Origin of the sequence: Streptomyces sp. CB02009, from assembly GCF_001905825.1 — a bacterium.
GTDB lineage: Bacteria > Actinomycetota > Actinomycetes > Streptomycetales > Streptomycetaceae > Streptomyces.
On the sequence record NZ_LIVV01000002.1, the window covers coordinates 844,251 to 865,233 of the forward strand.

Annotated in this window: 16 protein-coding genes; 9 read left to right on the forward strand and 7 right to left on the reverse strand. The window is 73.5% G+C overall.

All coding sequences use genetic code 11. The annotated features are described in order from the left end of the window. Positions 1–15: 15 nt before the first annotated feature. Entirely contained in the window at positions 16–357 is a 342-nt protein-coding gene (locus AMK27_RS10915) for a YkvA family protein (RefSeq protein WP_073905056.1), read from the reverse strand. Positions 358–622: 265 nt separating this feature from the next. Between AMK27_RS10915 and AMK27_RS10920 the strand changes: the two genes are divergently transcribed. From AMK27_RS10920 to AMK27_RS10945, 6 genes are read left to right on the forward strand one after another with little or no spacing between them, the layout of a single operon-like run. Further along, positions 623–2,131 carry an aldehyde dehydrogenase family protein gene (locus tag AMK27_RS10920; RefSeq protein ID WP_073905057.1) on the forward strand — a complete coding sequence of 503 codons (1,509 nt, stop codon included), beginning with the start codon at positions 623–625 and terminating at the stop codon, positions 2,129–2,131. After that, the gene (locus tag AMK27_RS10925; protein WP_073905058.1) at positions 2,128–3,654 is read left to right on the forward strand and encodes a GMC family oxidoreductase; all 1,527 of its coding nucleotides are present in this window, start codon (positions 2,128–2,130) and stop codon (positions 3,652–3,654) included. The genes AMK27_RS10920 and AMK27_RS10925 overlap by 4 nt, the downstream gene beginning before the upstream one ends. Then, the gene (locus tag AMK27_RS10930; protein ID WP_073905059.1) at positions 3,651–4,721 is read left to right on the forward strand and encodes a quaternary amine ABC transporter ATP-binding protein; all 1,071 of its coding nucleotides are present in this window, start codon (positions 3,651–3,653) and stop codon (positions 4,719–4,721) included. Before AMK27_RS10925 ends, AMK27_RS10930 begins: the two co-directional genes overlap by 4 nt. Continuing rightward, positions 4,721–5,002 carry a hypothetical protein gene (locus AMK27_RS10935; RefSeq protein WP_073905060.1) on the forward strand — a complete coding sequence of 94 codons (282 nt, stop codon included), beginning with the start codon at positions 4,721–4,723 and terminating at the stop codon, positions 5,000–5,002. Before AMK27_RS10930 ends, AMK27_RS10935 begins: the two co-directional genes overlap by 1 nt. Next, a complete protein-coding gene (locus tag AMK27_RS10940) occupies positions 4,999–6,966 on the forward strand; it encodes an ABC transporter permease (protein WP_073905062.1) in 1,968 nt (655 codons plus the stop codon). The genes AMK27_RS10935 and AMK27_RS10940 overlap by 4 nt, the downstream gene beginning before the upstream one ends. Before the next feature lies 1 nt (position 6,967). Continuing rightward, entirely contained in the window at positions 6,968–7,942 is a 975-nt protein-coding gene (locus AMK27_RS10945; protein WP_198955836.1) for an ABC transporter substrate-binding protein, read from the forward strand. 82 nt (positions 7,943–8,024) lie between these two features. Here the strand turns inward: AMK27_RS10945 and AMK27_RS10950 are convergent, their stop codons facing one another. Then, positions 8,025–9,251: a cation:proton antiporter domain-containing protein gene (locus AMK27_RS10950; RefSeq protein ID WP_073905064.1), complete on the reverse strand. Its 1,227-nt coding sequence runs from the start codon at positions 9,249–9,251 to the stop codon at positions 8,025–8,027. Positions 9,252–9,425: 174 nt separating this feature from the next. Beyond that, entirely contained in the window at positions 9,426–10,469 is a 1,044-nt protein-coding gene (locus AMK27_RS10955) for a GlxA family transcriptional regulator (RefSeq protein ID WP_073905065.1), read from the reverse strand. 142 nt (positions 10,470–10,611) lie between these two features. Between AMK27_RS10955 and AMK27_RS10960 the strand changes: the two genes are divergently transcribed. The 3 genes from AMK27_RS10960 (at position 10,612) to AMK27_RS10970 (ending at position 13,885) form a co-directional block, all read left to right on the forward strand. After that, positions 10,612–11,535: an NADP-dependent oxidoreductase gene (locus AMK27_RS10960; RefSeq protein WP_073905067.1), complete on the forward strand. Its 924-nt coding sequence runs from the start codon at positions 10,612–10,614 to the stop codon at positions 11,533–11,535. 189 nt (positions 11,536–11,724) lie between these two features. Next, positions 11,725–12,492 (forward strand): SDR family NAD(P)-dependent oxidoreductase, encoded by a 768-nt coding sequence (locus AMK27_RS10965; protein ID WP_073905068.1) that lies wholly within the window; start codon positions 11,725–11,727, stop codon positions 12,490–12,492. 244 nt (positions 12,493–12,736) lie between these two features. Further along, positions 12,737–13,885: a DUF475 domain-containing protein gene (locus AMK27_RS10970; RefSeq protein WP_073905070.1), complete on the forward strand. Its 1,149-nt coding sequence runs from the start codon at positions 12,737–12,739 to the stop codon at positions 13,883–13,885. Between the two features lie 159 nt (positions 13,886–14,044). On the opposite strand, the gene AMK27_RS10975 is transcribed toward AMK27_RS10970, so the two are convergent. The 4 genes from AMK27_RS10975 to AMK27_RS10990 form a co-directional block, all read right to left on the reverse strand. After that, on the reverse strand, positions 14,045–15,292 hold the full coding sequence (locus AMK27_RS10975) for a DUF2254 family protein (RefSeq protein ID WP_073905071.1): 1,248 nt from the start codon (positions 15,290–15,292) through the stop codon (positions 14,045–14,047). A gap of 141 nt (positions 15,293–15,433) precedes the next feature. Then, positions 15,434–16,180, reverse strand: a complete 747-nt coding sequence (locus tag AMK27_RS10980; protein ID WP_073905073.1) for an ABC transporter permease — start codon at positions 16,178–16,180, stop codon at positions 15,434–15,436. A 53-nt stretch (positions 16,181–16,233) separates the two neighbouring features. Beyond that, positions 16,234–17,742 carry a DUF4246 domain-containing protein gene (locus AMK27_RS10985; protein WP_073905074.1) on the reverse strand — a complete coding sequence of 503 codons (1,509 nt, stop codon included), beginning with the start codon at positions 17,740–17,742 and terminating at the stop codon, positions 16,234–16,236. Between the two features lie 141 nt (positions 17,743–17,883). Further along, on the reverse strand, positions 17,884–20,943 hold the full coding sequence (locus AMK27_RS10990) for a class I adenylate-forming enzyme family protein (protein ID WP_241847415.1): 3,060 nt from the start codon (positions 20,941–20,943) through the stop codon (positions 17,884–17,886). Between the last annotated feature and the right edge of the window lie 40 nt (positions 20,944–20,983).

Here is a 20,983-nt window from a genome sequence, read left to right on the forward strand (position 1 = left end):
TCGTCCTCGCTGTCCTCAGGGACGCGGCGGCAGCTTGCCCGGGCCGCCGAGCGGGGCGTCCGGACCCGTGGGCAGGCCCTCGGGGGCCGCCCCGCTCCGGGCGACCGCCAGGTGCAGCGCCCGCAGGGCGATCAGGAGGACGCCGATGTCGTCCAGGTAGACGGGGTCGGGGATCAGGTCGACCGGCGAGATCGTGTAGACCACCGCAGCCCAGAACAGGGCCTTGGACTGGAGCGGCACGCCGGCGTCCACCAGGAGCCGGCGGGTCCGCAGGACGCGGACCAGCAGAACGGCCGCGCATCCGGCCACCGCGAGCAGGAGCACCACGACCAGGATGAGCCAGAGGCTGCCGTCCACGCCGCTCTCCTTCGTCCGTGAGGTCTCGGCCGCGCCGTAGGCGCGCAGATTGCCAGGGTACGACGCCCGGCCCGCCGCCCGGAGTCCTCGCCGGAACCCCTCCGTACGGACCGCCTGGCGGTATGCCCCATTTAGGGCTGGTTGAAGCGTGACTCAGCACACTCTCCGCAATGCTTCGCGCATGGATCCGGGAACCCCGGGAAGGCGGCCGAACCGCCGGTGACACCGGCAGGGGGACTCAGAGGAACGAAAGGCCATACCCGACGTGACGGCAGCACAACAGACCATCCATGTGGGCGGAGAGTGGCGCTCGGCCCTGACCGGGGCCACGCGCGAGATCATCGACCCCGTCGACGAGACCGCCTTCGCGGTCGTGGCGGAGGGCGGTGTCCTGGACACCGACGACGCCGTGGCCGCGGCCCGCGCCGCGTTCGACGACGGCTCCTGGCCGCGTACCCCCGTCGCGGACCGCGCCGCCCTGCTGCGGCGGGTCGCCGACCTTCTGGAGCGCGACCGCGAGCGGATCGGCGCCCTGGAGAGCCAGGACGCGGGCAAGACCCTCGAAGAGGGCCGCGTCGACGTCGACTGCGTCCGCGACGCCTTCCTCTACTTCGCCGACCTCGTCGAGAAGGAGGACGGCGGCCGGATCGTCGACGCCGGATCGGCCGACATCCGCAGCGTCGTCGTGCACGAGCCCGTCGGCGTGTGCGCCCTGATCACCCCGTGGAACTACCCGCTGCTCCAGGCCAGCTGGAAGATCGCGCCCGCCCTCGCCGCCGGCAACACGTTCGTGATCAAGCCCAGCGAGATCACCCCGCTGAGCACCGTCGTGCTGGTCGAACTCCTCCTGGAGGCCGGGCTGCCGCTCGGAGCGGCCAACATCGTCACCGGCCCCGGCCACACCGTCGGCGCCCGGCTCGCCGAACACCCCGACGTCGACCTGGTCTCGTTCACCGGCGGCCTCGTCAGCGGCACGAAGGTCGCCAAGGCCGCGGCCGACAGCGTGAAGAAGGTCGCCCTCGAACTGGGCGGCAAGAACCCCAACGTCGTGTTCGCCGACGCCTGCACCACCCCCGAGGACTTCGACACCGCCGTCGACCAGGCACTCAACGCCGCCTTCATCCACAGCGGCCAGGTCTGCTCCGCCGGCTCCCGCCTCATCGTCGAGGAGCCGCTGCGCAAGCGCTTCGTCGCCGAGCTCGCCCGCCGGGCCGAACTCATCCGGCTCGGCCGCGGCACCGACGAGGGCGTCGAGTGCGGCCCGCTGGTCTCCGCCGCCCAGGTGGCACGGACCGAGGAGTACGTGGCCTCCGCCCTCGGCGAGGGCGCGGTCCTGCGCGCGGGCGGCGAGCGCCCCGCCGGCCCCGGCTACTTCTACCGGCCCACCGTCCTCGACCGGTGCCACCGCCGCATGCGCGTGGTCCGCGAGGAGATCTTCGGCCCCGTCCTCACCGTGGAGACCTTCCGGACCGAGGACGAGGCCGTCGCCCTCGCCAACGACACCGAGTACGGCCTGGCCGGAGCGGTGTGGACCTCCGACGCGGACCGCGCCCGCCGGGTCGCGGCCCGGCTGCGCCACGGCACCGTCTGGATCAACGACTTCCACCCCTACCTGCCCCAGGCGGAGTGGGGCGGCTTCGGGAAGTCCGGCATCGGACGCGAACTGGGCCCCAGCGGCCTCGCCGAGTACCGCGAGGCCAAGCACATCTACCAGAACCTCGCCCCGCGCCCCGTGCGCTGGTTCGCGGGCACGACGGCGAAGGGCCAGGCATGAACGACCAGCACGTGTACGACTACGTCGTCGTCGGCGGCGGCACCGCCGGTTCGGTGATCGCCTCCCGGCTGACCGAGGACCCGGACGTCACCGTCGCCGTCATCGAGGGCGGCCCCAGCGACGTCGGCCGCGACGACGTCCTCACCCTGCGCCGCTGGATGGGGCTGCTCGGCGGCGAGCTCGACTACGACTACCCCACCACCGAGCAGCCGCGCGGCAACTCGTTCATCCGCCACAGCCGCGCCCGGGTCCTCGGCGGCTGCTCCTCGCACAACACCCTCATCGCCTTCAAGCCCCTGCCCTCCGACTGGGACGAGTGGGCCGAGGCCGGCGCCGAGGGCTGGGACCCGGCGGCGATGGACCCGTACTTCGCCCGGCTGCGCAACAACATCGTCCCCGTCGACGAGGCCGACCGGAACGCGATCGCCCGGGACTTCGTCGACGCGGCGCAGACCGCGCTCGGCGTGCCCCGCGTCGAGGGCTTCAACCGGCAGCCCTTCCACGAGGGCGTCGGCTTCTTCGACCTCGCCTACCACCCCGAGAACAACAAGCGGTCGTCCGCCTCGGTCGCCTATCTGCACCCGTTCCTGGACCGGCCCAACCTGCACATCGCCCTGGAGACCTGGGCGTTCCGCCTCGAACTCGAAGGCAGCCGGGCCACCGGCGTGCACATCCGCACCAAGGACGGCGAGGAGCACGTCGTCCGCGCCCGGCGCGAGGTCCTGGTGTGCGCGGGGGCCGTGGACACCCCGCGCCTGCTGCTGCACTCCGGCATCGGACCGCGCGCGGACCTGGAGAAGCTCGGCATCCCCGTCGTGCACGACCTGCCCGGCGTCGGCGAGAACCTCCTCGACCACCCCGAGTCGGTCATCGTCTGGGAGACGCACGGCCCCATTCCGGAGAACTCCGCGATGGACTCCGACGCCGGGCTCTTCGTCCGCCGCGACCCGGAGTCCGAGGGGCCGGACCTGATGTTCCACTTCTACCAGATCCCCTTCACCGACAACCCCGAGCGGATCGGCTACGAACGGCCCCCGCACGGTGTGTCCATGACCCCGAACATCCCCAAGCCGCGCAGCCGCGGCCGGCTCTACCTCACGAGCGCCGACCCCGAGGACAAGCCCGCCCTCGACTTCCGGTACTTCACCGACGAGGACGACTACGACGGCCGGACGCTCGTCGACGGGATCCGCATCGCCCGGCAGATCGCCGCGAGCGAACCGCTGGCCGGATGGCTGAAGCGCGAGGTCGCCCCGGGACCCGAGGTCACCTCCGACGAGGAGCTCAGCGCCTACGCCCGCCAGGTCGCGCACACCGTCTACCACCCGGCCGGCACCTGCCGGATGGGCTCCGCGGACGACGAACTCGCCGTCGTCGCACCCGATCTGAGGATCCGGGGCCTCGACGGCATCCGGATCGCCGACGCGTCCGTCTTCCCGACCATGACCGCCGTCAACCCGATGATCGGCGTCCTCATGGTCGGCGAGAAATGCGTGGATCTGCTGGGAGGTACCCGACGATGAACGACCTGACGCAGGACACCGCCGCATCCGTCTTCTCCGTACGCGAGCTGTGGAAGGTCTTCGGTCCGAAGGCCGACCGCGTGCCCGCGGACCCGGAGCTCGCCTCGCTCGACGCCACGGAACTGCGCGAGCGCACCGGCTGCACCGCCGCCGTCCGCGACGTCTCCTTCGACGTCCGCAAGGGCGAGGTCTTCGTGGTGATGGGCCTCTCCGGCTCGGGCAAGTCCACGCTCGTCCGCTGCCTCACCCGGCTCATAGAACCGACCTCCGGCGCCCTCTCCATCGACGGCGAGGACGTGCTGTCCATGGACAGCGGGCGGCTCCGCGAGCTGCGCCGGCACCGGGCGGCCATGGTCTTCCAGCACTTCGGTCTGCTCCCGCACCGGACGGTGCTCGACAACATCGCGTACGGCCTGGAGATCCAGGGCGTGGGACGCGCCGAACGGCGCGAGCGCGCCGCCGGGTTCGTCGCCAAGGTCGGCCTCGAGGGCATGGAGCACCGCAGGCCGAGCCAGCTGTCCGGCGGCCAGCAGCAGCGGGTCGGACTGGCCCGCGCGCTCGCCGTTGACCCCGAGGTCCTGCTGTTCGACGAGCCGTTCAGCGCACTCGACCCGCTCATCCGCAGGGACATGCAGGAGGAGGTCGTCCGCCTGCACCGGGAGGAGGGCCGCACGATGGTCTTCATCACCCACGACCTGAGCGAGGCGCTGAAGCTCGGCGACCGCATCGCGCTGATGCGCGACGGCCGGATCGTGCAGCTCGGCACCCCCGAGGAGATCGTGGGCAGTCCCGCCGACGACTACGTCAGGGACTTCGTCCGCGACGTGCCGCGCGAGCAGGTGCTGACCGTCCGCTCGGCGATGCGCCCCGCGCACGCCGGCGAGCACGAGGCCGGCCCCGCGCTCGCCCCGAGCGCCACCGTCCACGAGGCCATCGAGGCCGTCGCCCGTACGGGTGCCAACGCGCGGGTCGTCGAGAACGGCCGCTGCCTCGGCGTGGTCGACCACGCGGGACTCCTCGGTGTCGTCGCCGGGGTCCCCGCCGCGACGCGGAAGGCGGTCGCCTGATGTACGCCCATACGACCTGGCCGCCGCCGGGCGGCACGACCGGCACCCCGACCGGGGCGCCGCACCGCGCCGACGCCGACGCCGACGTCGGCGCCGCGCACCGGGTGCCGCGCCGCGCCGACGGCTGTACCTCGAACCGGGCGCCGCGCTGCTCAGCGCCCGCCCGCGCCGACGCCGGTGCCTCGAACCGGTCGCCGCACCGCCCCGACGCCGACGCCTCGAACCGGTCGCCGCGACGCGCCGCGACCGCCCCCGGTTCCCTCGGGCGGTGGGGCCGATGACCGCCACCGCCACCCCGCCCCGCCCCACGACCGCATCCGACGCCGCGCCCGGTGCGCTGCGCGCGCTCGCGCGCCACCGCGGCCGGCTGATCGGCGCCGGCGCGGCCGTCGCGCTCGTCCTCGGAGCCGTCCTCCTGGGCGGCGGAAGCTGGCCGTCCTCGCTCGCCGTCGACCTCTCCGGGCCGCTTGAGCGCACCAGCGACTGGATCATCGACAACCGCGACGGCCACCCGCTGTTCCTCTACTTCCTCGGGCACGTCAGCAACGCCGTGGTCGTGTCCGTCCGCGCGGTGTACCTGCTGCTGCTCGCGCTCGGCTGGGTCGGCGTCACCGCCGCCGCCGGGCTGCTGGCCTGGCGGGTCGCGGGCCTCCGCCTCGCGCTGACCTCCGTTGCCGCCTTCGGAGTCTGCGGGCTGCTCGGCATGTGGGTCCCCACCATGCAGACGCTCGCCCTGATGACCGTCGCCGTCGCCGCGTCCGTCCTGTGCGGCGGCCTCCTCGGCCTGGCCGCCGGCCTCTCCGACCGCATGAACCGGATCCTGCGGCCGGTCCTCGACACCATGCAGGTGCTCCCGGCCTTCGCGTACCTGTTGCCTGTCGTCCTCGTCTTCGGCATCGGCGTCCCCGCGGCCGTCCTCGCCACCGTCGTCTACGCCGCCCCGCCCATGGCCCGGCTCACCGCGCTCGGGCTGCGCGGCGCGGACGCCGGGGTCATGGAGGCCGCCGCGTCCCTCGGCGCCACCGGCCGGCAGCGACTGCTGACGGCCCGGCTGCCGCTGGCCCGCAAGGAGCTCCTCCTCGGCGTCAACCAGTCGATCATGATGGCGCTCGGCATGGCCGTCATCGCGTCCGTCATCGGCGCGGGCGGTCTCGGCGACCGCGTCTACCAGGCCCTGGCCTCCGTCGACGTCGGCGCCGCGCTCGCCGCCGGCGTCCCGATCGTGCTGCTCGCGATCGTCCTGGACCGGGTCACCGCAGCGGCCGGCGAGCGGATCGGCGCGGCCCCCGTCCGCCGGGCCCGGCTCGGCTGGGCCGTCGCCCTCGTGGGGACCGCCGTCGCCGCCGTCGCGGGCCGCCTGACCGACCGGCTCACCTGGCCCGCCGCGTGGACCGTCGACCTGGCCGGTCCGGTCAACGACGCCGTCGACTGGATGACCGCCCACCTCTACTCCGGAGTGCCCCTCGTCGGCGGCACCGCCGACTGGGCGGGCCGGTTCACCACCTGGGTCCTCAACCCCCTGCGCGACGGCCTGCAGTGGCTGCCCTGGTGGGCGGTCCTGCTGACCGTCGGCGCCCTCGCCCTGTTCATCGGCACCTGGCGCACCGCCCTGACCGCGGTCCTCGCGATGGCGGCGATCGGCGTGCTGGGCGTCTGGGACCCGGCGCTCGACACCCTGTCGCAGGTCCTCGCCGCCGTCGCCGTGACGCTGGTGCTCGGTGTCGCGCTCGGTGTCGCCGCGGCCCGGAGCACCCGCCTCGGACGCGCGCTGCGCCCGGTGCTCGACGTCTTCCAGACGATGCCGCAGTTCGTGTACCTGATCCCCGTGGTCGCCCTGTTCGGCGTGGGCCGCGCCCCGGCGGTCGCCGCCGCCGTGGTCTATGCGCTGCCCGCGGTCGTACGGATCACGGCCCAGGGCGTACGCGGGGTGGACCCGGCCGCCGTGGAGTCCTCGCGCTCGCTCGGCGCGACCGGCCGGCAGCAGCTCTTCCAGGTCCAACTCCCGCTGGCACGGCCCGCGCTGCTGCTCGCCGTCAACCAGGGCGTGGTGCTCGTCCTCGCCGTCGTCGTCATCGGCGGCCTCGTGGGCGGCGGAGCGCTCGGGTACGACGCGGTCTTCGGCCTCGCCCAGGGCGACCTGGCCACCGGTCTGGTCGCGGGCGCGGCGATCGTCTGCCTCGGCCTGATGCTCGACCGTGTCACCCAGCCGACGCAGCGCCGCGACCTCGCGGGAAAGGGGGCCTGACATGGCTCGCACACGCATCGCTTTCGGCGGCTCCGCCCTCGTGACCGCCGCCGCCCTGGCGGCCGGCCTCACGGGCTGCGGCGCGGCCGACATGACCCGCCAGTCCTCCCCGTACGCCGACGCGAAGAGCTCCCGCACGGTCACGCTCTCGGTGCAGTCGTGGGTGGGCGCACAGGCCAACGTCGCCGTCGCCCAGTACCTCCTGGAGCACGAGCTCGGCTACCGCGTGGACACCGTGCAGATCGACGAGGTACCCGCCTGGGACGCGCTCAGCCAGGGCCGGGTGGACGCCATCCTGGAGGACTGGGGCCACCCGGAGCAGGAGCAGCGGTACATCGACGACAAGGGCACGATCCGGCGCGGCGGCGACCTCGGGGTGACCGGCCACATCGGCTGGTTCGTGCCGACGTACTTCGCCGAGCAGCACCCCGACGTCACCGACTGGAAGAACCTGAACAAGTACGCCGACGAGTTCCGCACCGCGGAGAGCGGCGGCAAGGGCCAGCTCCTCGACGGCTCCCCGTCGTACGTGACGAACGACAAGGCGCTGGTGAACAGCCTGGGCCTCGACTACCAGGTCGTGTTCGCGGGCTCGGAGGCGGCGCAGATCACGCAGATCAAGCAGTTCGCCAAGGAGAAGAAGCCCTTCCTCAGCTACTGGTACAAGCCCCAGTGGCTGTTCGAGAAGGTCCCGATGACGGAGGTGAAGCTGCCCGCGTACAAGGAGGGCTGCGACGCCGACCCGGAGAAGGTGGCCTGCGCGTACCCCCACACGCCCCTGCAGAAGTTCCTCAACGCCCGCTTCGCGGACGGCGGGGGCGACGCGGCGGCCTTCCTGAAGAAGTTCCGCTGGACGACCGACATGCAGAACGACGTCGCCCTGATGATCGCCGACCAGAAGCTGTCGCCGCAGGAGGCGGCCGGCCGCTGGGTGAAGGAGAACGAGGCCACCTGGCGGACGTGGCTCCCGACCTGACGGGGTGCGGCGGGCCGGACGTGAGCGCCGGCCCGCCGCACCCCCCTCAGCCCACGCCCCGGCACGCCGCACCGGCACCCCCTCAGCCCCCGCCCCGGGGTGCCGGTGCGGCGCGCCGCCCTCGGGCGTACCGGCGGCCCAGGGGTTCGGCGCTCAGGCCGTGCAGCACGATGCTCACCATCACGGTGATCACCATCACCCGCGAGATGAAGTCGCCGCCGCCGGCCGCGGGCAGTTCGATCGCGGCGAGGAGGCCGAAGACCACCGAGGCCACTCCTCTGGGCCCCATCCACCCCAGGAACAGCCGGTCGGACAGGGCCAGATCCGTACCGACGAGGGCGAGCATCACGGGCACCAGGCGTACCAGGGTGCAGGCGAGGACGGCGTAGAGCACGACGGACAGGTGGAAGCCGTCCCAGAACTCGTCGCTGACCAACTGCCCGAAGAGGAACCACAGGGCGAGGGTCGACAGAGTGACCAGGTCGTCCGTCATCCGCACGGTGCCCTCGGGGAGGTGCCGCATCGCCGGGGCGACGCAGACACCGGCGACGAACGAGGCGACGAAGCCGTTGCCGCCGAGGAAGACCGACAGGGAGTACGCGGCGAGGGGCACGCTCAGCACCGCGAGCCGCGCCGCGGTCGGCAGCGTCCAGCCCCTCGCCCAGGACCGGCGCAGCAGCCATCCGGCCAGATAGCCGACCAGCGATCCGGCACCGACGGCCCAGCCCGCCGCGCCCACGGCGGCGAGCAGCGCCTCGGCGTAGTCGGAGCCCGCCGTGTGGTACTCGGCTGCGGCGGCGACGCAGATCAGGAACACCGGTGAGACGATTCCGTCGCTGAGGCCGCCCTCGACGGTGAGCACCTCCCGGAGGCGCGCCGGGATGCGTTCGTCCCGCACGAGGGCCGCGGCGGGCGCCAGGTCGAGGGGGACGACGACCGTCGCCAGGGTCGCGAGGACCCAGCCGGGCCGGTCGGGGAAGAAGGCGAGCGCGGCCAGGAAGGCGGCGCCCAGGGTCAGGGGCAGCGCACCGCCCAGCAGCCGGGCGACGACGCTCCGCTCCCGCCGGATGCCTCCTGCCGGAACCTCGGTCGCGTCGACGAACAGCAGCAGTGCGAGGACCACCTCCACGGCGCGTTCGAAGCCGGCCAGGTCGCCGAAGTCGAAGACGAGCGGCGGGTCCGAGCCACTGGTGAGCGCGATGCCCGCCACCATCATGGCGATCGGCGCGGTGACGCTCCACAGCGCGAGCCTGCGCGACAGGACGCACCAGGTGAACAGAATGCCCGCGATGACGGTGACGGCAAGCAAGACATCCGCGCTTTCGGGGAGGTTCGGTCCCGGCGGGTTCGTCCCGGCGTTGCAGCGTACGGCGGATGCCGCACCGTCCCGTGGCAGCACGCCGAGGCCGTCCCTCCCGGGACGGCGTCCGCCGGGGACGCGCACCGCTCGGGCGGACGACGTCCCCCGGGGACCGCGCACCGCTCAGGCGGACATCTCCCTCTCGTCTCCGTGTCCCGCGAGGGCGCCGGTCCCGAACGCGCGGCGGTAGGCGGCGGGCGAGACACCGAAGGCCGTACGCATGTGCGCCCGCAGGGAGTTCCCCGAGCCGAGGCCCGCGCGGTGGGCGACGACGTCGATCGGCAGGTCGGTCGTCTCCAGGAGCTGCTTGGCCAGTTCGAGGCGTTGCGCGGTGAGCCACTGCACCGGGGTCGCCCCGACCTCGTCGCGGAACCGCCGCGTGAAGGACCGCAGGCTCATCCGGGCGTGCTCGGCGAGCCGGGCCAGGGTGAGGGGCTCGCCGAGGTGCTCCAGGGCCCAGGCGCGGGTGGCGGTGGTGCTGGCCAGGGTGGGCTCCGGTACGGGCCGGTCGATGAACTGGGCCTGCCCGCCGTCCCGCCAGGGGGGCACGACGCACATCCGGGCGGCGCGGTTGGCGACCGAGGCGCCGTGGTCGCGGCGGATCATGTGCAGGCACAGGTCGACGCCCGCGGCCACGCCCGCCGAGGTCAGTACGTCGCCGTCGTCGACGAACAGCACGTCCTCGTCCACCTTGACCCGCGGGTAGGCCCTGCGGAACTCCGGGGCCAGGTTCCAGTGCGTGGTGGCAGGCCGGCCGTCGAGGAGCCCGGCGGCGGCCAGCACGTACGACCCGGTGCAGATGGACACCAGCCGGGTGCCGGGCCGGATGCCGCCGATGGCCGCGGCGACCTCGGGCGGCAGCGGGCCGCCGCGGCCGAGCTCGGGCATGGCGTGCGTGGGCGGGAGGACCACGGTGTCGGCGGCGGCGAGCGCCTCGGGGCCGGCCGAGGGCTGCACGGTGAACCCGGCGTCGCTGAGGACCGGGGCGCCGTCGGCCGTGCAGACCGTGACCTCGTACAGGGGACGGCCGTCGGCGTCCTCGGCGCTGCCGAAGACCCGGGAGGGGATGCCGAGCTCGAACGGAGGCACTCCGGGCAGCGCCAGGACGGCGACCCGGTGCGGCGGCGCGGGCGCCGCTTCCCCGGTGGTCCTCCTGGTCTGTTCCATGCCGCTTCGTCCCATGGCCAGATCCTGTCACATGCTGGCCAAACGGCCAACACCACGCGGGACCGGCGTACCGGATCGTGGACGCATCGCCGCCGGAACGGTCCGGTGGCGCACCGATCGAGAAGGAAACGAGGCGGACAGCATGCGTGCGGTGGTCGTGGAGCAGTGGGGCGGACCCGAGAACCTGGTCGAGCGCGAGGTGGAGCGCCCCGAGCCGGGCCTCGGCGAGGTCCTGGTGCGGGTCCACGCGGCCGGTGTGAACCCGGTGGACTGGAAGACCCGCGTCAGCGGGGGCCTGATCGAGTGGGGCGCCGTCCCGGCCGTCGGCTGGGACGTCTCCGGCACCGTGGAGGCGGTGGGTCCGGGCGTGGGGATCCTCCGTCCCGGCGACGAGGTCTTCGGCATGCCGCTCTTCCCCCGGCAGGCGGGCGCGTACGCGGAGTACGTGGTGGCCCCGGCGCGGCACCTCGCCCCCAAGCCCGCCTCCCTGACGCACGTGGAGGCCGCGGCGCTGCCGCTCGCGGCGCTCACCGCCTGGCAGGCCCTGGTCGACGCGGCGGACGTCCGCCCCGGGGAGCGGGTGCTCGTGCACGCGGCGGCCGGCGGCGTGGGGCACCTCGCGGTGCAGATCGCCAAGGCCCGCGGCGCGTACGTCATCGGCACGGCGAGCGCGGGCAAGCACGACCTGGTGCGCGAGCTGGGCGCCGACGAGGTCGTGGACTACCGGGAGACCCCCTTCGAGGACGTCGTCTCCGAGGTGGACGTCGTCCTGGACGGCATCGGCGGGGAGACCGCGGAACGCTCCCTGAAGGTGCTCCGCGACGGCGGCAGGCTGATCACCCTGCCGGGCCCGGACGACGTCCCCGCCGCGCGGGACGGCGTACGCGCGTCCTGGGTCCTGGTGGAGCCCGACCACCTCGGCCTGCGCGAGATCGCGGCCCTGGTGGAGCGCGGCCTGCTCAGGCCGGTGGTCGAGGCGGTCGTGCCGCTGGCCGAGGCGGCGAAGGCCCACACGCTCGGCGAGCAGGGCCGCACCACGGGCAAGATCGTCCTGTCCGTGGTCTGACCCGGGGCGGTGCTTCGCGGCGGGCGCCCTGGTCGCGGGCGGTCCCGGTCGCGGGCGGGAACGTCAGCCGGTGGCCTGACGCGCGCCCAGGGCCGTCCGGCGGGCTTCCGGGTCTCGTCCCGTCGTCCGGGGCCACGGGGGCGCCGTGCAGAATGATCTTCGCTACGTCCCCGCGCGGAAGGCCCTCCCATGAAACTGCCCGCTTCCGGCCGTCGTGTCCTCGTCAGCGGTGCCTCCCGAGGGCTGGGCCGGGCGGTCGCCCGGGCTTTCGCGGCCAACGGCGACCGGGTCGCCGTCCACTTCGGCTCGCGCGCCGAGGAGGCCCGCGCCACCCTGGAGTCCCTCGACGGAACGGGCCACGTCCTGGTCGGAGGGGACCTCTCGGACCCTGCGGGGGCGGTGGCCGTGGTCGACGCGGCGGCCGAGGCGCTCGGCGGGGTCGACGTCCTGGTCAACAACGCGGCGGTGAACCTCCGTCACCCCCTCCCCGAGACGCCGTACGAGGAGTGGGTGGCGGTCTGGCAGCGCCACGTGTCCGTGAACCTGCTCGCTACCGCGAACCTGAGCCATCTCGCGGCCCGGCGGATGATCGACCAGGGTGCGGGGGGCCGCATCGTGAACATCGGCTCCCGCGGAGCCTTCCGCGGCGAGCCCGACCACCCGGCCTACGGAGCCACCAAGGCCGCCGTCCACGCGCTCGGCCAGTCGCTCGCGGTCTCCCTCGCCCCGTACGGGATCGCCGTCGCCTCGGTCGCGCCCGGATTCTTCGCCACGGAGCGGGTCTCGTCCCGCCTGGAGGGGGCCGAGGGGGCCGCGATCCGGGCCCAGAGCCCGTTCGGCCGGGTGGCCGAGCCCGCCGAGATCGCGGAGGCGGTCCTGTGGCTCGCGTCTCCCGCCGCGGAGTGGTCGTCCGGAACGATCCTCGACCTCAACGGAGCCTCGCACCTCCGCAGTTGACATCCTTCGCGAAGCCGCCGGCGGGCCCCCGGTCCCCGTCGTCGACGTCACGCGGTAGGCGGATTCGGCGGGTTCTCCGCTCTGCGGCACCTCTCCCGTCCGGTGCGTCTTCAAGTGCCGCGCACCGACGGTAGGTTGGCCGGTACGTGCTGGGAGTCCCCTGCTTCGCCCTAGACTCGGTCAGTGTTTGGCAAAGCCAGGCACGGACCGCGGGGGAGCCCCGCACGAAACGATGGGGTAGACAGTGGTTCTGAAGACGTTCGGCTGGTCGTTCGCGGTGACCGCGCTCGGCCTCGTCGTAGCGGTGCTCTACGGGGGATGGGCGGCCTTCGGGATCGTGGCGATCCTGTCCATCCTCGAGATCTCGGTGTCCTTCGACAACGCGGTGGTCAACGCCGGGATCCTGAAGAAGATGAATGCCTTCTGGCAGAAGATCTTCCTCACCATCGGCGTGCTCATCGCCGTCTTCGGCATGCGGCTGGTCTTCCCGGTCGTGATCGTGGCCATCAGCGCCAAGGTCGGTCCCATCGAGGCCGTCGACCTGGCGATCAACGACGCCGAGCGCTACGAGCAGCTCGTCACCGACGCCCACCCGTCGATCGCGGCCTTCGGCGGCATGTTCCTGCTGATGATCTTCCTCGAGTTCATCTTCGAGGACCGCGACATCAAGTGGCTCGGCTGGCTGGAGCGCCCGCTGGCCAAGCTCGGCAAGATCGACATGCTGTCCGTCTGCATCGCCCTGGTCGTCCTGGCGATCAGCGCCATGACCTTCGCGACCCAGGCCCACCAGCACGGCGGCCTGCACGTCGACAAGGCGGCGACCGTCCTGCTCTCGGGCGTCTTCGGCCTCATCACGTACCTCGTCGTCGGCGGTCTCTCCGGCTTCTTCGAGAACAAGCTGGAGGAAGAGGAGGAGCGCGAGCACGAGGCCGAGGAGGAGGCCAGGAAGAGCGGCAAGAAGGTCCCGGCGGTCGTGATGGCCGGCAAGGCGGCGTTCTTCATGTTCCTCTACCTGGAGGTCCTGGACGCGTCCTTCTCCTTCGACGGTGTCATCGCCGCCTTCGCCATCACCAACGACATCGTCCTGATGTCGCTCGGCCTCGGCATCGGCGCGATGTACGTCCGTTCGCTGACGGTCTACCTGGTCCGCCAGGGCACCCTCGACGACTACGTCTACCTGGAGCACGGCGCGCACTACGCGATCGGCGCCCTGGCCGTCATCCTGATGGTCTCCATCCGCTACCAGATCCCCGAGGTGGTCACCGGTCTCATCGGCGTCATCCTGATCGCCTGGTCCTTCTGGTCCTCCGTGCGCCGCAACCGCAGGCTGGCGGCGGAGGAGGGAGAGCCGGCGGGGTCCGCCGAGAAGGCCGAGGTCCCCTCCGGCGTCTGAGCCGGCCGTCCGGCGCGCATCACGGCCGCGCGCCGGACGCGACCACGTCGGTCAGGTCCGCACCGTTCCGTTGTCTGCCGACGGCGGTGAGGAGCTCGAACTCCTCAACGTCGAGCCGCACCAGCGCGGGGCCGACGCTCTCCTCAAGATGCGCGGGGCTCAGCTCTCGTCCCGCAGGAACGGCGGACGGTTCCCGAGCTGCTGCTCCGTCCACGCCAGTCGCTCCTCCAGCGGCGGGCGGAGAGGGGCGGGGGCGACGGAGAGCACCCCGGTCAGGAGCTTCCGGCAGCGCGCGAGCACCATCGGCATACCGGGCGCGGCGACGAGGATGTCGTCCAGGCCGACCCGGAGGAGGCTGTCCCACCCGGCCACGGGCAGGATCACCCGCACCGTGCCGGACGCGTCGGCGATCGCCCGGGTCTCCTGCCCGATCGGACCCGCGGCGGCACGCCGGAGCAGGTCCTCGACGGCGTCCAGGGCCTGCACGGCGGTGGCGGGGTCGTTGATCGCCGAGGACAGCGCCCGCAGGCCGATGTCGGACAGCAGCCGGAAGGCGAGCAGGGGGTCCTGGTGGAAGGTGCGCTCGGGACCGCCGACGACCGCCCTCAGGACCTCGGCCTCCGGGACCGTGCCGTGATGGACGTCGGCCACTACGTCACCGTCGTAGAGGACATCCCCCACTTTCACCCGCAGGACGACGGACGCGCCCCCTCGTCCCGCCGCGGCCACCAGCGGAACCAGGTTGAACTGCTCCACCAGCACGGACGCACCCCGCCAGCGGACCGACGCGGTGACGGACCCGGGCGGCGGAGCCGCCACCGGCGGGGAGTCCCCGGCGCCGGCCGCCCCGCCCGGTGGACAGTAGACGTCGAGCACGTGGAGGCCGCGGTCGCGCAGCTCGTCGAGCACGTGGGAGAGCTGGATCGAGCGGAGCGCGACGAGCTGCAGGCGACGGACGAGCACGAACGCGACCGCCGCCATGACCAGGGCGGCGATCGGTACGGCCACGGACACCGTGTCACGCGAGCCGATGGCCAGGACCGCGGTGACCGAGTAGACCAGCACGCCGATGACGAAGGCGAACACGCGCCACACCAGCGGGTCGGTGCGGAACAGGGCGAGGCGATGGCTGAAGTTCCCCGCGGCCCACTGCACCACCAGGAACATCAGCGAGAAGATCAGCGCGGTGACGCTGAGGACGCCCACGCCGAGCACGTTCAGCACGGCCACGACGCGGTCCCCGGCGACCCGTGAGCCGCCGTCGATCGCCGGGAGCAGGATGCCGAGGACCACCGCCACGCCGACGGCCACGGCATGCGTGAGCCCGGCGCGCAGGGCCCGCCGCGGGCGGACGACCCGTTCGGCCGAGTGGCCCGCGCCCACCGTGGCCGTCGGCGGCTCAGCCACGACGGGGTCCGCTCGCGTGCTCCCGCGCGCGGCAGCGGATCGTGTGAGTCGGCATCGCCACCACCCCGTCTCGGCGTCGTGACCCACTCTGCGCGGCTTGCCCGCGGCGTGCCCGTGCTGGCGTACGAACGGATGACGGGGCTACGGCTCGGCGCGCGCGAGACGGCCGCGGGTCACGAGTTCCAGGGTGACGGCCGTGGCGACGGCCTGGACCAGGAGCAGGGCGACGAGCACGAAGAGCTGCACCGCTCCCGCGTGCAGCGGTGACGCGCCGCCGAGGAGCATGCCGACGAAGGCGCCCGGAAGGGTGACGAGGCCGACGGTACGGGTCTGGTCCATGCCGGGGAGGAGCGCGTCGGAGGCCGCCTCGCGGGCCACCTCCATGCGCGCCTCCCGGTCCGTCAGACCCAGGGCGAGACCGGCCTCCACCTCGCCCCGGCGCGTGGCGAGCTCGTCGAGGGAACGGCGGCCCGCCAGCACGGTGGCGGTGAGCGCGCCACCGATGAGGATGCCGGTGACGGGCACGAGGGCGATGCCCTCGGGCGGCACGACTCCCGTGAGCAGCAGGGCGACGACCACGGGCAGGACCGCGGCGCCGATCGGCACCGCGGTCCACAGCCAGGCGCGCCCGGGCGCGGGGACGACCCGGCGGCCGGCGGTGCGCACCGCCACCGCGTACATCAGCAGCAGGAAGCAGAGCAGGAGCGGCAGCGCGCGCACCACCCAGCCGATCGCGAGAGAGACGGCGACGAGCTGGACGGCGGCGCGCGCACCGGCGAGGAGGGTGTCGCGGGGGCGGCCGAGCCGGGCGACGGCGACCACCCCGGCGGCGAGGGCGAGCAGCGTCGCGAGGAGTGCCGCGAAGGTCGCGTTCACATGGAGCAGCACACGCCAACCCTAGGCCCTGTCGCCGTGCGACGGCCGGACGCCCTCCGCCGGGCTCAGTGCTCGCAGAGCGAGAACTCCCGCTCGTAGAGCTGCTCGTTGTGCTCGTCGACGAAGAACTTGCGCTCCCGCATCAGCTCCTCGCGGAACTCCTCGGCCTGCGCGCGCGTCATGGTCGAGGTGTCGGACCACGGCTGCTGCGGCGGTACGTCGGAGGTCGAGACGATCTTCGCCGACGGGTCGACCAGGAAGAACGCCAGGATCTTGCGATGCCCCGGCCGGGTGGGATCCGCGAGGCGGAACGAGCCGACGCGGTGCTGCAGGACGTTCGGGAAGGCCAGGCAGCGGCCCGCCGGCGTCGAGGCCGATCCGAGCACCTGGTTCAGCGCGTCCTCGTCCTCCAGCCCGTACACGTCGCGCATGCCGTTGTCGTCGTTCTGCTCGTACTCGGGGTCGTCGAGGGCGGCCCGGAAGCTCAGCCGGCTCTCGGTGATGTTCTCGCTGTCCCAGTAGTAGATGCCGGTCGAGACGATCCGCTCGTTCAGCATTCCCTCGACATGCCAGGAACCGCCCGCGTACTCGGGCTTCTCCGGGGTGAGATGGATGGTGGCGAGCTTGACGATCACCTGGAGGCCGCGGCCGCGCAGGTCGACCCGGGCGGCCGCGTCGGGCACCTCGGGCGGGGTGAAGGCCGGGGCGTCCGGGACGACCGGGCGGCGGTTCTCCCACCAGAGGTCCTCCTCCTTCGCCCACGCGCGGACGGCCTCGTCGTAGGCCGTGTCATCGTCGAAGGCCGACCTGTCCGGACGCTTCGGGGCCGAGCCGTACCAGCCCCACGGGTCGGTCTCGATCCGCACGGGCCGCGGGTGGCGCAGGTCGGTGAGCACGTTCTCCAGGAGCGGACGCATGCGCGCGAACAGGTCCGGCAGGACCGCGGCCAGTTCCCGATGGGCCTCGGGATGCACGTTGTTGACGTACGAACGGAAGGCGACCCCGCCGTCGGCATCCACGTCGACGTCCGTGGGCAGCCACTGGAACCGCTCCGAGAACTCGTACTTGGCGTACTGGTGCGTCGGGTTCTTCCAGGCCTGCTCGTGTGCCCCGCTCACGTCCTTCACCAGGCAGAACAGCGAAGGATGCACCAGGTCGAGAACCTGACCGCCGGATCCGGGATGCCAGTCCCGATCGGCCTCGGGGACCTCCTCCAGAACCCGCACCGCCTCACGCAGCCGGGCCTCGAGCTTGTCGTCGACCAGGGTGTCCGACTGCCACACCCCGTCGACGGCCGACGGCTCGGCACCGGTGCGCGGGTCCCGCAGCGAGGCGTAGTGCGCGAGCTCGGCGAGCACGTAGCGCACCTGTGCCTCGGTGAGCCCCTGGTCGATCGCCTCCCGCGTCCACCGGGCGACGATCTCGGGGTCGTTCATCTTGTCGAACCACTCCGGCTTCGCCCGAAGGTGGGAGCTGCACTGCATCATCTCGACCTCCCGCAGCGTGCGCGGTGTCGCGAACGGCAGGGAGCGCGACGAGTGGAAGGGCAGCGGGAAGGCGGGCATGCCGGTCAATTCTCTGGGTCCTCCGAGTCGGTGTGCGGTGGCGGGAAGCCTACTTCAGCGGACTGACAGCGCCGTTCCGGTCCTTCCCGGCCGCCCTCCCGGGGACCTTCCCGGCCGCCTCCCGGCCGGTGTGCGGGAGCCGCCGGCCGGTCATCCGCAGGCGGTGGCGAGGGCGGCGGTGAACTCCTCGGCCAGCTCGGTGATCACGGGCAGGTCGAAGGCCAGCGCGTTGTACTGCAGCCAGCACCGCAGGCCGCCGTCCGGCTGCTCGACCACGGTCAGTTCGGGCACGCCCCGGTCGCCGCCCGGCAGCGGCCAGGGGACGGTGCTGCCGCGCGGCAGCTCCCAGGGCTCGCAGGCCAGGCCGGGCAGCTGCGCGGGCGCGGCCCACGCCTCGTAGCGGAGCCAGGCGGCGAACGGCGCGGACGGACTGAACTCGGCGAACGGGTACAGCTGGTGGTCAAGAGCCTCCGTGTAGACCACCCGCAGCCGGTCGACCAGCTCGGCGAAACCGGGCTGCCCGCTCGCGTCCACCCGCAGGAGCAGCGACTGCACGAAGCAGCCCACCGTCCGCTCGGCGTCCGGACGGGGGCGGCCGGGCACCGGGGTCATCACGACCAGGTCGGGGTGGCCGCTGCGGTGCGCCAGCAATCCGGTCCAGGCCGCGGCGACGGCCAGGAAGGGCGTGGCGCCCAGCGCGGCCGCCCGGGTCCGCAGGGCCTCGGCCAGCGACGTCGGAACCTCGAACTCGTGCGCCTTGACGAGGACTTCGTCCACGACCCGGCGGCCGGCGAACCGCTCGACGGCCTCCGGCGCTCCGGCCAGCGCGGTCCCGAAGTGGGCCCGGGAGGCCGGCCAGTGCGCGTTCGCCCAGTCCACCAGCTCCCGGTAGCCCGGTCCGGAGCGGACGGGCGGAGCCGACCGGCCCCGCCGCAGCGCGGAGTAGCAGACGCCGAGGTCGGCGAGCACCACCCCGACCGACCAGCCGTCGGACACCATGTGGTGCGTCCCGACCAGCACCACGTGGTCGGTCTCCGACCTGCTGACCACCAGGAGGCGCGTCATCGGATCGCGGGCCAGGTCCGTGAGACGGTCGCGTTCGGCGAGGAGCAGGGTGTCCACCTCCGCGTCCGTGGCCCCCGGGGCCTCGGTCAGCGTGATCCTGACCCGCGGCTCCTCGTCGAGCACCGCCCGTACGACCCCGTCCGCCACCGTCTCGAACCGGGTGCGCAGCGCCGGATGGCGCCGGACCACCTCGGTGAGGGCCCGGCCCAGGGTCTCCGGTTCCAGCCGGTCGGCCACCCGGAACAGAGCGGACACGGCGCCCGCGTCCCGCCCGGGGGCCTCGGCCATCCAGCGGAAGAAGTTCTCCTGCTGCGAGGTGAGCGGGACGGCGTGCGGCTGCGCCCGGAGCGCGGTCAGGTAGGGCGTGACGGTCTCGGCCCCGGCCGGTGCCCCGCCGGCAGCGGCCGGCCGTCGGTCGTGGTCGTCGACCCAGGCCGCCTGGGCCCGCAGCGAGGGCCGCTCGAAGACCAGGGCGGTGCCCGCCCGCGTCCCGAACTCGCCGCTGATGCCGGCGGCGAGCTGGACCGCCCGGAACGAGTCGCCGCCGAGCGCGAAGAACTCGGCGGCCACGTCGGTGACCGGTCGGCCGAGCAGACGCCGCCACAGCGCGGCCAGCCGCAGTTCCGTCGGGGTGGCCGGAGCGACCGCGGCGGCGGCCGACTCCGCGGGCACGTCGAACAGCGGGCGGAGCCGGTGCTTGACCACCTTGCCACTGGGGTTCCTTGGCAGGTCGTCGACGAGCAGGATCCGCACCGGCAGCTCGGGCCTGCTCAGCCGGGCGCTCAGGAACAGCCGCAGCCCGTCCAGGTCGAGACCGCCCGGCCCGGCCACCACGACCGCCACCGGAACCGCCCCCATCACGGCGTGCGGCAGACCGAGCGCGGCGGCGTCCGCGACCGCGGGGTGCTCGTGCAGCACCTCCTCGATCCGCAGCGTGGAGACCTTCAGCGCACCGCTCTTGATGACGTCGCTCTCCCGGTCGACCAGGTACAGATAGCCGTCCGCGTCGAGGCGTCCGACATCGCCCATCCGCACCCAGCCGTCCCGGAACACCTGGGCGCTCTGCCCGGCCGCGCCCAGGTAGCCGCGCGGCGGCCCTGGCTGGCGCAGCCAGACCTCGCCGACCTGCCCGGCGGGCAGCGGCACCCCGTCCGCGTCGAGGATCCGGAGGTCACGGGGGTCCGCCGGGCGGCCCAGCGAGCCGGGGCGGCGCGTGTCGACCACGGTGGAGATCTGCGCGGGCGAGGCCTCCGCGGAGGTGTAGGTGTTGACCAGCGTGGCGCCCGGCAGCGCCGCGGCCAGTGCTGCCGCCACCGGTACGGGAAGCGCGGCGGCCGAGGAGTTGACCAGGCGCAGACTCCCCAGGTCGTGGCGCCCCGCGGTGCCCGCGTTGACGAGCTCGATCACCATGGAGGGCACCAGGAAGGCGGTGCCCACCCGGAACTCCTCGACCGCGGCGCCGAACTGCTCCGCGTCGAAGCGCGGCAGGGTGAGGGTGGTGGGCGCGGCGGTCAGCGCGGTCAGCAGCATCACCTGGCCCGCGTTGGTCCCGATCGGGAAGGCGTGCAGGGCGTGCCGCGAGTGGGCGTAGGCGCGGCGCCGGGGGTGCGCGGCCAGGCCCGCGGTCAGGTTTCCGTGCGCGGCGACGACGCCCTTCGGCACCCCGGTGGTGCCGGAGGTGCCGATCACCTGGGCGGGGTCGGCCGGACCGACCCGGTGCGGCGGCCCGGCCGGCGGCTCGGGGTGCGCCGCGAGCAGGTCGTCCAGGCGCAGCTCCACCAGGCCCGGAAGGCCGGGCAGCCCGTCGTCCGTCACGACCGTCCCGGCTTCGGCGAGCGCGGCCAGCGAGGCCGCGTCGGTCTCGGACAGGTCCTCACGGACCGGGACGGGCACCCCGCCCGTGTACTGGACGGCGAGGAATCCGACGGCGTACCGGTCCCAGCGCGCGTTGGAGAACCGCAGCACCACCCTGTCGTGGGGTCCGACCCCGGCGGCGGCCAGCCCGACGGCGGCGCGCAGCGCCTCCTCGCGCCAGTGGCGGTAGCTGAGTCGCCCGCCGCCGACGACCTGCAGCGCGGTGTGGTCCGGGTGTTCGGTGGCCCGCGCGTCGAGGAGCTCGGGGACGGTCGTCGCGGCGGGCGGCACGGTGGTGGTGATGGCGATCTCCGATGCGAAGCGAAGCGGT